The sequence below is a fragment of the Microcella sp. genome (assembly GCF_046296455.1).
Classification (GTDB): domain Bacteria; phylum Actinomycetota; class Actinomycetes; order Actinomycetales; family Microbacteriaceae; genus Microcella.
On record NZ_JBKBLF010000037.1, the window covers coordinates 1 to 14072 of the forward strand.

At 71.1% G+C, this 14072-nt stretch carries 13 protein-coding genes, 1 tRNA gene and 1 pseudogene; 8 read left to right on the forward strand and 7 right to left on the reverse strand.

Annotated features, from left to right (window positions below; translation table 11 throughout):
* The 3 genes and pseudogenes from ACK4HH_RS12680 to ACK4HH_RS12690 all read right to left on the reverse strand — a co-directional run.
* A pseudogene (locus ACK4HH_RS12680) lies at positions 1–272 on the reverse strand (allophanate hydrolase subunit 2 family protein); the annotation flags it as partial.
* Complete coding sequence (locus tag ACK4HH_RS12685; RefSeq protein WP_409652569.1) at positions 269–889, reverse strand: 5-oxoprolinase subunit B family protein; 621 nt, start codon at positions 887–889, stop codon at positions 269–271. The gene ACK4HH_RS12685 and the pseudogene ACK4HH_RS12680, both read right to left, overlap by 4 nt.
* Positions 886–1638: a 5-oxoprolinase subunit PxpA gene (locus tag ACK4HH_RS12690; protein WP_409652572.1), complete on the reverse strand. Its 753-nt coding sequence runs from the start codon at positions 1636–1638 to the stop codon at positions 886–888. The genes ACK4HH_RS12685 and ACK4HH_RS12690 overlap by 4 nt, the downstream gene beginning before the upstream one ends.
* Before the next feature lie 92 nt (positions 1639–1730).
* On the opposite strand from ACK4HH_RS12690, the gene ACK4HH_RS12695 reads away from it, so the two are divergent.
* Genes ACK4HH_RS12695 through ACK4HH_RS12710 form a run of 4 tightly spaced genes read left to right on the forward strand, consistent with a single transcriptional unit; the run spans position 1731 to position 5497 of the window.
* Positions 1731–2993 carry a sensor histidine kinase gene (locus ACK4HH_RS12695; protein WP_409652575.1) on the forward strand — a complete coding sequence of 421 codons (1263 nt, stop codon included), beginning with the start codon at positions 1731–1733 and terminating at the stop codon, positions 2991–2993.
* On the forward strand, positions 2990–4159 hold the full coding sequence (locus ACK4HH_RS12700; protein WP_409652577.1) for a hypothetical protein: 1170 nt from the start codon (positions 2990–2992) through the stop codon (positions 4157–4159). The genes ACK4HH_RS12695 and ACK4HH_RS12700 overlap by 4 nt, the downstream gene beginning before the upstream one ends.
* The gene (locus ACK4HH_RS12705; protein ID WP_409652579.1) at positions 4149–4811 is read left to right on the forward strand and encodes a response regulator; all 663 of its coding nucleotides are present in this window, start codon (positions 4149–4151) and stop codon (positions 4809–4811) included. The genes ACK4HH_RS12700 and ACK4HH_RS12705 overlap by 11 nt, the downstream gene beginning before the upstream one ends.
* Positions 4811–5497 carry a thymidine kinase gene (locus tag ACK4HH_RS12710; RefSeq protein ID WP_409652581.1) on the forward strand — a complete coding sequence of 229 codons (687 nt, stop codon included), beginning with the start codon at positions 4811–4813 and terminating at the stop codon, positions 5495–5497. The genes ACK4HH_RS12705 and ACK4HH_RS12710 overlap by 1 nt, the downstream gene beginning before the upstream one ends.
* Positions 5498–5560: 63 nt before the next feature.
* Here ACK4HH_RS12710 and ACK4HH_RS12715 read toward each other — a convergent pair.
* The 3 genes from ACK4HH_RS12715 to ACK4HH_RS12725 all read right to left on the reverse strand — a co-directional run bounded on the left by ACK4HH_RS12715 (position 5561) and on the right by ACK4HH_RS12725 (position 9151).
* Positions 5561–5634, reverse strand: a tRNA-Pro gene (locus ACK4HH_RS12715).
* 29 nt (positions 5635–5663) lie between these two features.
* Positions 5664–6614 (reverse strand): metallophosphoesterase, encoded by a 951-nt coding sequence (locus tag ACK4HH_RS12720; protein WP_409652583.1) that lies wholly within the window; start codon positions 6612–6614, stop codon positions 5664–5666.
* The gene (locus ACK4HH_RS12725) at positions 6611–9151 is read right to left on the reverse strand and encodes a transglycosylase domain-containing protein (RefSeq protein WP_409652586.1); all 2541 of its coding nucleotides are present in this window, start codon (positions 9149–9151) and stop codon (positions 6611–6613) included. Before ACK4HH_RS12725 ends, ACK4HH_RS12720 begins: the two co-directional genes overlap by 4 nt.
* Before the next feature lie 51 nt (positions 9152–9202).
* Between ACK4HH_RS12725 and ACK4HH_RS12730 the strand changes: the two genes are divergently transcribed.
* Together ACK4HH_RS12730 and ACK4HH_RS12735 are read left to right on the forward strand one after the other, a co-directional pair.
* Positions 9203–9367: a DUF4177 domain-containing protein gene (locus ACK4HH_RS12730; RefSeq protein ID WP_255158406.1), complete on the forward strand. Its 165-nt coding sequence runs from the start codon at positions 9203–9205 to the stop codon at positions 9365–9367.
* On the forward strand, positions 9364–9825 hold the full coding sequence (locus ACK4HH_RS12735) for a RidA family protein (RefSeq protein ID WP_409652590.1): 462 nt from the start codon (positions 9364–9366) through the stop codon (positions 9823–9825). The genes ACK4HH_RS12730 and ACK4HH_RS12735 overlap by 4 nt, the downstream gene beginning before the upstream one ends.
* A 117-nt stretch (positions 9826–9942) precedes the next feature.
* Here the strand turns inward: ACK4HH_RS12735 and acs are convergent, their stop codons facing one another.
* On the reverse strand, positions 9943–11907 hold the full coding sequence (gene acs, locus ACK4HH_RS12740; RefSeq protein ID WP_409652592.1) for an acetate--CoA ligase: 1965 nt from the start codon (positions 11905–11907) through the stop codon (positions 9943–9945).
* 496 nt (positions 11908–12403) lie between these two features.
* Between acs and ACK4HH_RS12745 the strand changes: the two genes are divergently transcribed.
* Positions 12404–13459 (forward strand): CpaF family protein, encoded by a 1056-nt coding sequence (locus ACK4HH_RS12745; RefSeq protein ID WP_409652595.1) that lies wholly within the window; start codon positions 12404–12406, stop codon positions 13457–13459.
* Positions 13456–14072, forward strand: a 617-nt coding sequence (locus ACK4HH_RS12750; protein ID WP_409652598.1) for a type II secretion system F family protein, incomplete at its 3' end; no start/stop codon positions are given. The genes ACK4HH_RS12745 and ACK4HH_RS12750, both read left to right, overlap by 4 nt.

Sequence of the window (14072 nt, forward strand, 5' to 3'; positions counted from 1 at the left end):
GGCGTGCCGCGCCCGTCGGTGACGAGCACGGCCTCGCACCACGCCCCGGTCACCGCGAACCAGGTGCCCGCCGGCAGCGCCAGGCGCAGCCCGCCGAGCAGGCTCTCGATGGCCGCGGCGCCTTCCTCGTTGCCGACGAGCCGGTTCGCGAGCCGGTGCGCGGCGCGATCGACGGCGCCCGAGGCGCTCACGCCGAGGTGCGCCAGGCCGGGGCGTCCCAGATCCTGCACCAGCGCGAGCGGACCGGCGTCGATGACGCGCACGGCCCTCACGACCGCACCGCCGTGAAGCGCACGCGCGTGCCCGGGGTGACGAGCGCCGGCGAAGCCCGGTCGGCATCCCACAGCACCGCGTCGGTGCGGCCGATGAGCTGCCAGCCGCCGGGGGAGGAGCGGGGGTAGATGCCGCAGTACTCGGCCGCGAGGGCGACCGCGCCGGCCGGCACCGAGTGCCGTGACGTCGCGCGGCGCGGTACAGGCGGCAGGGTCGCGCCCGCGGGAACGAGATACGGAAACCCGGGAGCGAAGCCGATGAACGCGCACGCCCACTCGATCGCCGTGTGCCGCGCGACCACGGCGTGCGCTGAGCACCCCCAGGCCTCGGCGGCGACGGCGAGGTCGTCGCCCCCGTAGATCACCGGCAGCGTCACGAGCCCCGCGATCGGCAGCGCGGCCGTCGCGATCGGTGCGTGGGCGGTGAGCCACTGCTCGGCCGCGCCCAGACCCAGCACCGCCGGGTCGAGCCGCACGAGCACGGTGCGCGCGGCCGGCACGAGCTCGATCATTCCCGCGGGCGCCGCGGCGCTCCACAGCGCGTGGGCGGCGCGCGCCGACTCGAGCGCGTCGAACTCGGCGAGCAGCGCCCGGTCGCCGCACGGCAGCAGTCTCATACGGCGGCGACGACCTCGACGCTCGCGGCATCGAGCGCGGCGCGCACGGCGCGCGCGATCGCGACCGCGCCCGGAGTGTCGCCGTGCACGCACAGCGAGGCGGGCTGCACGCTGAGCTCGGTGCCGTCGATGGCCTCGACCACCCCGTCGACGACCATGCGCACCGCACGACGCGCGACCTCGTCGGGGTCGGTCAGCAACGAGCCCGCGAGCCCGCGCGGGGCCAGCGTGCCGTCAGCCAGGTAGCCGCGGTCGACGAACGCCTCAGTGATGAAGCGCACACCGGCCGTGCGACAGGCGGCCTCGATGGCCGAACCCGGCAGCCCGAGCACCGGCAGGCCGAGCCCGCGGGCGACGTCGGCGACCACCTCGGCCACTTCGAGGTCGACCGCGATGCGGTTGTACAGCGCGCCGTGCGGCTTGAGCGAGCGCACCGCCGCGCCGGCGTGCGCGGCGATGCCCGCCAGCGCCGACACCTGGTACAGCACGTCGGCGTGCAGCTGCTCGGCCGGCACCTCCATGTCGCGACGACCGAATCCGGCGAGGTCGCGGTAGGCCGGATGCGCGGTGATCGCGACCCCGTGCGCCGCCGCCGCGCGGCACGAGGCGAGCATGGTCGCCGGGTCACCGGCGTGAAACCCGCAGGCGAGGTTCGCGCTCGTGATGAGCGGGTACATGGCCGCGTCATCGCCCATCGTCCATGCGCCGAACGATTCGCCCAGATCGCTGTTGAGGTCGACGGTCGCCATGCCGAGAGCCTACGACGCGCGCCGCCGGCCGCGCCCCCCGCTCGAGGACTGGTCGGCGCGCGGGTGCTCAGACATAATGCGAGGGAGACTCCATGCGCCCGAATGGAGATCAGGAAGGGGAGCCCGTGCCGCTGGGCCTGCCCCCGCACCTCGCTGCGCGCACGACGAGCACCGCCATCGCCCGAGCGGGGCACGCCGCGGCTGCCGTCTGCCTGACGACCGTGGGCCTCGTCGTCGTCTCGATCCAGGCCTACCTTCCGCGGGTGATCGTGTGGCCGGCGCTCGTCGTGCTCATCCCCATGGTCGTGCTGCTCGTGCTGCTCGAGCGCAGCCCCTCGTCGTTCGTCGCCGTGAGCTATCTGGCGATCGGCGGTCTCTGCGTGGCGTGGTTCTCGCTCATCGCCTCGACCCAGCTCGACACGCCCGTGGCGAACGACGACTTCACGATAGTGCTGCTCAAGCTCGCCCTCATCCTCGTGATCGGCGTCGGCCCGAGCCTCGGGCTCTCGATGGCGTGGACGACCGCGGCCTACCTGGTCGGCGAGCTCGCCTCGGTCGCAGCGCTCATCATGCTCGGCGGGTCATGGCGCTTCGACTCGGTCTCGTTCGCGGTGTGGTTCATCGTCGTCGGGCTGCTCGCCGTGCTGCGCACCGACCTGCTCGCCGGGCGCGATTCGCAGTCGGAGATCTACCGGGCGGCGCGCGACGAGATGCTGGCGGATGTTCGGCGCGTGTTCGAGCAGCGGGCCACCGCCCTGCTGCACGACACGGTGCTCAACCAGCTCGCGGTCATCACCACGACGACGGGTGATCTCTCTGCGACGGTGCGGGCCGCGATCCGCGCCGACCTCGAGACGATCGTCGGGCAGGAGTGGTTCGACGTCGCCCATGCCGACGACGGCCGTGCGGCGGTCGCGACGCTGAGCGGCGGCGCGGCCGAGCGCGCCGAGCGGCTGCGCACGACGATCGACGACGCAGCGGGGGCCGACCTGCGCGTCGAACTGAGCGGCGACACCGCCGTGCTCGCCGGGCTCGACACCGAGGGCTTCGACGAGTTCAGCCGTGCGATCGGGCAGTGCATCGCCAATGTGCGCCGGCACGCCGGAACCGACTCGGCCGATGTCGTACTCGGCGGGGGCGCCGACGAGGTTTCAGCGATGGTGATTGACGGCGGTCGAGGCTTCGCGCTCGACGCGCGCACCGACGGCCGGCTGGGCGTCGGCACGAGCATCGTGGGTCGCCTCGAGACCATCGGCGGCTCGGCGACCGTCTGGTCGCAGCCCGGCAAGGGCACCTCAGTACTGCTGCGCGTGCCCGCCGCGCGACCCGCGGCGCTTCGGGCGGACCCCGCATGAACCTCGACCCGCCGATCCCCAGCTCGCAGGTGACGCTCGATCGCCTCGACCCGCTCTCGGCCGCGGCCGCGCGCCCCGTGACGACGGGGGCATCGCTGCTGGCGCTCGCACTCCCGCTGCTGACGGTCGTCACGCGCGGTGCCGAGATCACGCAGCCCCTGTGGTTCGCCGTGAGCTACACGGCCCTCGTCGCCGCCACCGCCCTGCTGCTCTACCGGTCGCGCGCCTCGAAGCCCGCGTGGCTCAGCCCCTCGGCGCAGTGGTTTCAGGTGCTGCTCATGATCGTGCTCGTCACGAGCGCCGCGTCGACCCTCGGCGCCAACCAGCTCGTGCGCGACGACTGGGCCCCGCTCGTGGTCGGCGTGCTGCTCGTCGCGAGCACGCCGTACCGGCCCGCCCGCGAGATCGTCTTCTGGACCATCGTGCACACCCTGCTGTGCTCGGCGCTCGGGGTCGTTCAGGCGCCCGCCTCGGTCACCGACGTGCCGGTGTTCACGCTCGCCGTGACCGGGTCGTTCAGCGTCGCCGTCATGGGCTTCGCCGCGGCCGCGTATGCGCGCTCGCTCAACAGCTCGACCCAGCTGTGGCACGAGCGCGCCTGGCAGTCGGCCGCCTCGGCCGCGCTCGAGCACCGCAGCGGCGTCGCGCGCTCGGTGCAGCAGCAGCGCATCTCGCTGCTCAACCGCGAGGTCGTGCCCTACCTGCAGCGCGTCGTCGCGGCCGACGGCATCGGCGATGACGACCGCGACGAGGCACGGCGGCTTGCGCGCAGCATCCGCGCCCTGCTCGTCAGCGACGTCGAGAAGACCTGGGCGCAGCTCATGCTCGACGACCTGGTCGCGCGGCACCCCCGGCTCAACATCGCGGCGATCGCCGATGACCCCGACGACCTCGGTCGCCACGCCGTGCTCGAGCGGCGCACGCTTCTGCGGGCGCTCGCGGCGCTCAGCCTCGACCGCCTCTCGGCGACGCGGCTCGAGTTGACCCTGCGGCGCGCCCCCGAGGGCGGGCTCGCTGTGCGCTGGGCCGTCGACACCCCGAAACCGCTGCCGGATGCCCGCCGCGAGCTGCGCGCCATGCTCGAGCTCGTCCGCGGCCTCACGCTGCGCTCGAGCGTTCACGAGCAGCCGGGTCGACTGGTCCTAGAGTTTGACTATGGATACTGACGCGCGCTCCGGATCCCGGGTGCGGTTGGCGATCCTGGACGATCACGAGCTGCTGCTCGACAGCCTCTCGTCGTGGATCGCCACGCGCGCCCCCGACTTCGATCTCGTGCTCACCGCGCCCACGTGGTTCGAGCTCGTGCAGAGCGACCAGTTTCCGACCGATCTCGTGCTGCTCGATTTTCAGCTGCAAGAGCCGGTCTCGATCGAGGCCCGCGTGCGCACGTGCCGAGCGGCCGGCGCGAAGGTCATCGTGCTCACGAGCCTCGACACGGTCGAGGCGCGCGACCGCGCCTTCGACGCGGGGGCCTCGGCCTTCCTCTCGAAGGCCATGCCCCTCGGCGAGGTCATGGAGACGGCGCGCCGGGTCATGGGCATGGAGTCGACGGGCGAGCCCGTGCGCGACTGGCGGCCCCTGCCCAAGGGGGCGCAGCATCCTGCCCGACCGAAGCTGTCGACGAGCGAAAAAGAGGCGCTCGCGCTCTATGCGAGCGGCTACAGCATGGCCGAGGTCGCGAACCAGATGAACGTGCAGTACGAGACCGCGAAGACCTACCTGCGGCGCGTGCGCGAGAAATACTCCCGGGCGGGGCGCCCGGCGAGCACCAAGGCCGACCTCATTCGACGAGCGGCAGAAGACGGACACCTGCAGTAATGGCCAAGCTCTACTTTCGATACGGCGCGATGAACAGCGGCAAGAGCACCTCGCTGCTGCAGGCCGCCTACAACTACGAAGAGCGCGATCAGACGGTCGTGCTCGCGAAGCCCCGCATCGACACGAAGGGCGATCAGACGATCGTCTCGCGGCTCGGCGTGACGCGCCCCGTCGACTTCACGATCGACGCGGCCGACGACGTCTACGCGCGCTTCCAGGCCCAGCGCGCGGCGATCCTGCGGTCGTCGGGCACCGATGTGGCGTGCCTGCTCGTCGACGAGGCGCAGTTTCTCACCATGCAGCAGGTCGACGATCTGCTGCGCATCGCCGTGCGGGAGGACGTGCCCGTCATCGCCTACGGGATCCGCACCGACTTTCAGACCGTTGCCTTTCCCGGCAGCCGCCGCCTGCTCGAGATCGCCCACTCGCTCGAAGAGCTCAAGACCATCTGCCGCTGCGGCCGCAAGGCCGTGTTCAACGGCCGCTCGATCGACGGCGTCTTCGTCTTCGACGGCGATCAGGTGGCCATCGACGGGGTGGATGTGACGTACGAGTCGCTGTGCGCGGCCTGCTATCTCGACGAATCAGGCGACAATCTCGCCTCCGGATGGCGCGCACCGGTGCCGCTCGACGCGGTCGACCCGCTCGGGGCGGGCGCGCTCGGCCCCGACCCCGACTTCAGCTAGAGCCCCCGGCGACCGAAACGGGCCGCCCGATCATGATGATCGAACGGCCCGTGATGAATCGAGTCGGGGTAACAGGATTTGAACCTGCGGCCTCGTCGTCCCGAACGACGCGCGCTACCAAGCTGCGCCATACCCCGGTGCCGCCCGGGCGAACCCGGGCAACCCGTCAAGAATAGCCGATGTCGTCGCCCACGAGTGTCACGAGCACGGCCTCGGGCGGGCACGCGAAGCGCACGGGGGCGTAGATCGAGGTGCCGATGCCCGCCGAGACGTTGAGGTAGGCGGCCTGGTGGGCGTGATGCCAGAGCGAGAGCCCGCGCGCGCGGTCGCGCGGAAGGTCGCAATTGGTGATGAGCGCGCCGACACCGGGCACGCACACCTGGCCCCCGTGAGTGTGGCCGGCGAAGATCACGTCGGCCCGCTGGGTCGTGAACGCGTTGAGCACCCGCTGGTAGGGGGCATGCGTCACGCCGATCATCACCGCCGGGTCGTCGGTGTCGTCGTCGTCGAGCTCGCGCAGGGCATCCACGAGGCCCGGAAGCCGATCGAGGCGGTCCCAGCCGCGATGGGCGTCGTTGGTGCCCATGAACTCGAGGATCGAGCCCTTGATGGTGAGCTGCGCGACGGCGTTGTTGAGCGACGACCAGCCGAGCCGATCGTGCAGCAGGGCCTCGAGGCCCTCGACATCGAGCCGCACGGCCGTCTCGGTCTCGCCCTTCGAGGGGCCGAGCAGGTAGCGCAGCGGGTTCTTGGGCGTGGGGGCGAAGTAGTCGTTCGACCCGTGCACGAAGACTCCCGGCACCCCGTCGAAGGCCATGAGGGCCTCGGCGAGCGCCGGCAGGGCATCCACGTGCCCCAGATTGTCGCCGGTGTCGACGATGAGGTCGGGCTTGAGGGCGGCGAGCGAGCGCACCCAGGCGATCTTGTCGGTTTGCCAGGGCGCCAGGTGCAGGTCGCTCAGGTGCAGTACGCGGATCGGGTCGGCGCCGGGCGCGAGCACGGGCACGACCTCGTGGCGCACGCGGAACGCGCGCCGCTCGACCGCGATGGCGTAGACGGCCGCGGCCGCCGCCACCCCGAGGGTGACGGCGGCCGCGGCGCGAGCGCCCGAGGTCACGAACAGACGACTCTCGAGACGGTCAGCGTGATCGATCGCTCGTACTTCACCTTCGCGCCCCCTGCCGGGTTCTGCGCCGTCACGATGCCGTCTTGCCCCGGATCCCCGTCGAGGGGGATCTCGGCGCACGACTCGCTGATGTTCGTGAAGCCGGCGGCGTTGAGCGCGGTGACGGCATCGTCGTAGAGCTGGCCCACGACGTTCGGCAGCTCGACGAGGTTGCCGCGGCTGATCGTGACCTTGACGGTGGTGCCGCGCGCGAGCAGCGTGCCCGCCGAGAACGACATGCCCGCGACGCGCCCGGCCTCGAGCGCCGAGTCGACCTGGCCGCCGACCTCGAAGCGCAGCCCGAGACCCTCGAGCAGCGCCTTGGCCTGCTCTTGCGTCATGCCGATGACGTCGGCGGGCAGCTTGACGCCCGACCCTGCGAGCAGGCTCGACGGGGGCGCCGGGAACCCGCCGCCGCCGTACTGGCGGTTGGCCTCGGCCATGATGCCGCGGAAGATGATGTGGCGGATGCCCGACCCTCCCGGGTAGTTCAGCATCGAGACCTGGCCCTTGACGTTGCCCACCCAGACAGCCGTCGCGACCTTGCGGGTCGAGCCGACCATCCACGTCTGGTTGAAGCTGTCGGTGGAGCCGGTCTTGCCGATGATCGGCACGCCGTCGCCGATGTTCGAGGAGGTCGCCGTGCCGCCCGTGATGACGGCGGCCATGGGCGCAGCGGCGGCCGCGGCGACCTCCGCCGTCATCGCACGGCGGCAGTCCTGCGTCTGCCCATCCAGCTCGACGCCGTCGCGGTCGACGATGCGGTCGACCGCGATGGGCTCGCAGAACACGCCGCCGTTGGCGATGCCGGCGAAGGCTGCGGCCATCGTCAACGGGGCGATGTTGTTCGTGCCCAGAACGGCCGAGGGGTTGGTCTCGAGCGGGTCGCCGTCGGCGCGGTGCACCCCGAGCGACTCGGCGGCCGCACGGATCTGGCACTGGTCGAGCTGCTCGGCGATCGAGGCGTAGGCCGAGTTGACCGAGTTGACCGTCGCGTTGAAGACGCTCATCGCGGCGCCACCGGCGCCACCCGAGTTCTTGAACTTCCAGGGGCCGCCCCAGGGGCCGCCTCCGTCGTCGCACGTGTCGAGGAACGCGGCCTGGTTGAGCTCGAAGCGCGAGGCGTCGACGACCTCGTTGAGTCCGCGGCCCTGCTTGAGCCACTCGACGAGGGCGAAGATCTTGTAGGTCGAGCCCACCTGGAAGCCGCTCGACCCGCCGTAGTCGCGGTCGGTCGCGTAGTTGACGGCGGTCTGGCCCTGCTTGGGGGTCTGCGAGTCGTTGAAGGGGCGGTTCTGCGCCATCGTGAGGATGCGGCCCGTTCCCACCTCGACCGAGGTCGCCACGCTGCCGATGTTGAGGATCGTGCTGCGGGTCGGCACGTTCTCACGCACCTTCTTCTGCGCGGCGGCCTGCAGCTTGAAGTTCAGGGTCGTGTAGATCTCGTAGCCGCCGAGACGCCAGTTGTCGAGGCGCTCTTCTTCGGTCGCGCCGAGCGACTCGAGGTTCTTGATGTTCTTCACGACGTAGTCGCAGAACTGCTGAGCGTTGCGGTTGGCCGCGATGCAGCCGCTCTGGCGCTCCGACAGGTTCACGAACTCCTCGTCGACCGCGATCGCCAGGGCCTCGTCGCGCTCGGCCTCGGTGATGTAGCCCTCTGAGGCCATCGTGCGGATGATGTAGTCCCGACGCTCCTGGTTGCTGGCGTAATTGTCGGGCGTCTCGAGCGAGCGCTCGTTCGGGTACTGCACGATCGCGATGAGGCTTGCGGCCTGGGCGATCGTGAGGTCGATCGCGTCGACGCCGAAGTACTGCTGCGCGGCGGCCTGGATGCCGTACGTGTTGCCGCCGAAGTTGGCGAGGTTCAGGTAGGCGAGCAGGATCTCGTCTTTCGTGTACTCCTTCTCGAGCCCGATCGCGAGCTTGGCCTCTTTGAGCTTGCGCTCGAGCGACTGCTCCTGCGCCTCGGCGTAGAGCCGGTCACGGTCTTCCTCGGTCTCGGCCTTGAGCGACTCGTTGACGAAGATGTTCTTGACGAGCTGCATGGTGAGCGTCGATGCGCCCGACTGCACGCCACCCGAGGTGACGTTGCCGATCGCGGCGCGCACGATGCCCTGCAGGTCGACGCCGCCGTGGTCGTAGAAGCGGCGGTCCTCGCCGGCGACCGTGGCGTCTTTCACGAACTGCGAGACCTCGTCCCAGGCGACCTCTTCGCGGTCTTCGGCGAAGACGATCGCGATCTGGCGGTAGCCGTCAGCGGGGTCGTCGGTCTCTTGCGCGTAGAGCACGTTGCGCTGCGTCTGCTCGTTGATCTTGATGTATTCGGGCAGACCCTCGAAAATGCCGATGGTGTTGCTGGCGGCCATGCTCGAGACAGCGAGGGCCGGCGTGACCATGACGGTCACGAGAACGCCGGCGAGCGCGCTGAGTCCGAGCATCCCGCCGATGGCGCCGATGACTCCGGAAGCCTTCTGATTCTGGGCAGACATATGCTCAAGGGTACGCCACCTGGCTTATGACGACGCTGAATGGATACCGCAATGACCCAATGGGAGTACCTGACGACTCCGCTCATGATCCACACGACCCAGGCGATCCTCAACAATTGGGGCTCGGAAGGCTGGGAGCTCGTGCAGGTCGTCACGGGTCCCGAGGGCGGGCTCGTGGCCTACTTCAAGCGCCCGATCGCGGGGGTGACGGCATGAGCGCCATCGACGCGCGCCTCGCCGAGCTCGGCATCAGCATCCCGGCCGTGACGAAGCCCGTGGCTGCCTACGTGCCCGCCGTGACCAGCGGCAACCTGGTCTTCACGGCCGGGCAGCTGCCCTTCGTCGATGGCGCACTGCCCGCGACGGGCAAGGTCGGGGCCGCCGTGACGCCCGAGCAGGCCGCGGGGTTCGCCCGCACCGCGGTGCTCAACGCGCTCGCCGCAGCGCAGAGCGTCATCGGCTCGCTCGACCGCGTGACACGCGTCGTCAAGGTCGTCGTGTTCGTGGCCTCGACCCCCGATTTCTCGGGCCAGCCCGCCGTCGCGAACGGTGCGTCGACCGTGCTCGGCGAGATCTTCGGCGAGGCGGGCGCGCACGCGCGCAGCGCCGTCGGCGTGTCGGTGCTGCCCTTGGATGCTCCCGTCGAGGTCGAGCTGATCCTCGAGTTCGCCTAGCGCGCGCCGGGCGCCCGCGCCCCAGGGTCCGCGGCTCGTGCTTCGCACGGAACCAGACACCTCGCACGGTGTGAAGCGTGCGAGGTGTCCGTTCCGGTACGAGGTGCGGGGTTCGTACTAGTCGAGCGTGCCGCGGATCGACTGCACGACGGTGACGTCGGTGAGCGTCGTCGTGTCGCCGATCTCGCGCCCCTCGGCGATGTCTTGCAGCAGGCGGCGCATGATCTTGCCCGAGCGCGTCTTGGGCAGCTCGGCGACGACGAAGATCTCGCGCGGCCGCGCGATCGCGCCGATCTGCTCGGTGACGTGGGCCCGCAGCATGACGCTCGCCTCGGTCGCCGTGACCGAGGCGGCCTTCTTGGCGCGCAGGATGACGAACGCGACGACCGCCTGCCCCGTCGTGTCGTCGCTCGCGCCGACGACCGCGGCCTCGGCCACGATCGGGTGCGAGACGAGCGCCGACTCGATCTCCATGGTCGAGAGGCGGTGCCCCGAGACGTTCATGACGTCGTCGACGCGGCCGAGCAGCTGCACGTCGCCGTCGCCGTCGAGGTGGGCGCCGTCTCCCGCGAAGTAGAGCGGCCCGTTGGGCGCGTCGGCGAACTTCGACCAGTAGGTGTCGCGGAACCGCTCGGGGTCGCCCCAGATGCCGCGCAACATGCTCGGCCACGGCTCGGTCACGACGAGCAAGCCGCCCGCCTCTTTGCCGACGTGCACACCGGCCTCGTCGAGCACGTCGACGCTGATGCCGGGGATCGGAACCTGCGCCGATCCGGGCTTGGCCACCGTGATGCCGGGCAGGGCGCTGATCATGATCGCGCCCGTCTCGGTCTGCCACCAGGTGTCGACGATGGGCGTGCGGCCGCCGCCGATGATCTCGCGGTACCAGACCCAGGCCTCGGGGTTGATGGGCTCGCCCACCGAGCCGAGCACGCGCAGGCTCGACAGGTCGAACGATTGGGGGATCTCCCGGCCGAGCTTCATGAACGACCGGATCGCCGTGGGCGCCGTGTAGAAGATGCTCACCTTGTACTTCTCGATGAGCTCCCACCACCGGCCCGGGTGCGGCGTGTCGGGCGTGCCCTCGTAGAGCACCTGCGTGGCGCCGTTCGCGAGCGGGCCGTAGACGACGTAGCTGTGGCCCGTGATCCAGCCCACGTCGGCCGTGCACCAGTAGACGTCGGTCTCGGGTTTGAGGTCGAAGACGTTCTTGTGCGTGAACGCCGCCTGCGTGAGATAGCCCCCGCTCGTGTGCAGGATTCCCTTGGGCTTTCCGGTGGTGCCGCTGGTGTAGAGGATGAACAGCGGGTTCTCGGCCTCGAAGCCCTCGGCCTCGTGCTCGTCAGAGACGCCCTCGAGCTGCTCGTGCCACCACAGGTCGCGTCCCTCTGTCCACTCGACCTCGTTGTCGCCACGGCGCACGACGAGCACGCGCTCGACGTGCGACTCCGCGGCCGCGAGCGCCGAGTCGACGGCCTGCTTGAGAGGGAACACCCGGCCCTTGCGCCAGCCGCCGTCGGCGGTGATGACGAGCGTGGCATCCGCATCCTCGACCCGTGCCCTGATGCTCTCGGCACTGAACCCGCCGAAGATGACCGAGTGGATCGCCCCCAGGCGCGCCACGGCGAGCATGGCGATGACCGCCTCGGGGATCACCGGCAGGTAGATCACGACGCGGTCGCCCCGCGACACGCCGAGGCCCGCGAGCATGTTCGCCGCGCGCTTGACCTCGCACGTCAGTTCGGCGTAGGTCAGGCTGCGGGTGTCGCCCGGCTCGCCCTCCCAGTGCAGGGCCACGCGGTCGCCGTTGCCCGCGAGCACGTGGCGGTCGAGGCAGTTGTAGGCCACGTTGAGCTCGCCGTCGGCGAACCAGCGCGCGAAGGGCGGGTTCGACCAGTCGAGGGTCTCGGTGAACGGGCGGTGCCAGTGCAGCTCGCGGGCGCGGTCGGCCCAGAATCCGAGGCGGTCGGCGCGCGCCTCGTCGTAGAGCTCGGGTCTCGCCACGGCCGCCGCGGCGAACTCGGGGCTCGGCGCGAACCGGCGGTCTTCGTGCAGGAGGCTGTCGATCGAGGTCTCTGACATCGTCATCCTTGGTCGATGTGAAGCGGACTGGCCTGGTCTGCCGACTTCGGAACGGGGAACAGGGGTCATCCTAGAGCCGCCATCGCGCTCGCGGTCGTCGCGTGTCGCGAGACGACAACCGCCGCTCGCATGCGCGTTCGCGGCGGGTTCGCGGGTGATTCCGTACCCCATTGGGGGACATTTTGCTGAGTCCTCCCTATGGAGGACAAAACGGGGGGCGTTTTTGCTTGACCTGACCATTCCGACGCATACACTTGAACAGTCAGCAGCAAGCCTGACTTCAGTAACGCGAACGATTCCCCCCAATCACGTGTTGCTGCGGCGGCGCTCGATTCCCCCCAAAGCGAGCGCCGCCCCCGACTTTCCTGCATCACCGCGCCACAGCGTGACCGAAGGCCCCTCACCACGAGGGGCCTTCGGCGTTCCGCCCCCAGGATGCCCTCCGTACCCCGCGCCGCCCGCCCACCCGGGGCATCCTCGAGCGATGCAGCCGTTCGTGCCTCGAGATCCTCGGCGGCCCGACGACGCTCCGCACGAGCGGCCGGGCGCGCCGGCATCGGGGGAATCGGCCGCTCCGGCGCCGAGCGGCGCGACCCCGCCCCGCGAGCGCGAGCGGTTCATCCCGGCGGCGGCCCGAGCGGCGCTCGGCCCGCTCGCGGCGATCGTGGCCGACCCCGCGGCCACCGACGTCTTTCTCACCGCCGACGGCCGGGTGCGCATCGACACGGGGTCGGGCGCCGAGCCGGTCGCTGGCCTGCGCTTCGAGCCGGCGGCCGCGCGTGAGCTGGCCATCGGCCTCATCGCCGCGGGCGGCCGGCACGTCGACGAGGCCACACCGTGCGCCGACGTGAGGCTGGGCGACGGCATGCGCGTGCACGTCGCACTGCCGCCGATCGCGTGGGCGGGCACCGCGATCTCGATCCGCCTGCCGCGGGTCGATCGCGTCACCCTCGCGACGGCAGGGCTCGATGCAGCCGTCGAGTCGGTGCTGCGTGAGGCGCTCGAGCAGCGTCGCACCGTGCTCGTGACCGGGGCGACGGGCAGCGGCAAGACGACGCTGCTCGCCGCCTGGCTGAGCGAAGCGCTGCCGACCGACCGAATCGTCATGATCGAAGACGTCGCCGAGGCGCCCGTTGCGCATCCGCACGTGGTGTCGCTCGAATGCCGGCAGTCGAACATGGAGGGGGCGGGAGAGATCGACCTCGCCCGGCTCGTGCGCGAGGCTCTGCGCATGCGGCCCGATCGGCTGGTCGTGGGGGAGTGCCGCGGGGCGGAGATCCGCGAGTTCTTGGCCGCGCTCAACACGGGGCACCGCGGTGGTGCCGGAACCCTGCACGCCAATTCGCTCGCTGATGTTCCGAGTCGGCTCGAGGCGGTCGGGATGATCGCCGGGCTCGCGCCCGAGGCGCTCGCCCGCCAGGTGCTGAGCGGCATCGATCTCGTCGTGCACCTCGAGCGCGACCGCACCGGCGGGCGGCGAGCGAGCCTCGGCCGCTTCGCCCTCGACGAGCGCGAGCGGCTGGTCGTCGAACCGGTGGGCAGCCCACTGTGAGCGATCTCGACGAGGGACGCCTGGCCGGCCACGTGCACCGACTCGCGGTGCTCATCGCGGCCGGTCTGACGCCACGCGCCGCCTGGGGGCATGCGATCGGCGCCTCGACCGACCCGGTGACCGCAGAGGTCGCACTCGCGATCGCCCGCGGCGAGCCCATCGCCGGCGTTCTCGACACGGCCGGGCACGAGGGCGGTGATGCCTGGCGCTCGCTCGCCGCGGCGTGGCGGGTCGCCACAGCGAGCGGCGCGCCGATGGCTCCGGCCCTGCGCGGCTTCGCCGAGGGGCTGCGCGATCGCGAGGCCGCGCGCCGCGACATCCGCATCGCCCTCGCCGGCCCCCGCGCGACGGCGCGCATCGTCATGGTGCTGCCCGCGGTGGCCGTGCTTCTCGGCCTGCTCATGGGGGTCGATCTGGTGGCCACGGTCGCGACGCCGATCGGCGCGGGGGTGATCGTTGCCGGCCTGCTGCTGCTCGTCGCGGCCCGGCGGTGGATGCGGCGCCTGCTGCGCAGCGCCGAGCCGCCCCCGCCGACCGTGGGCCTGGCCCTCGACCTGCTCGCGGTCGCCGCCGGGGGCGGCGGCGCGCCGGAGGCGGCCGCCGCGCTCGTCCG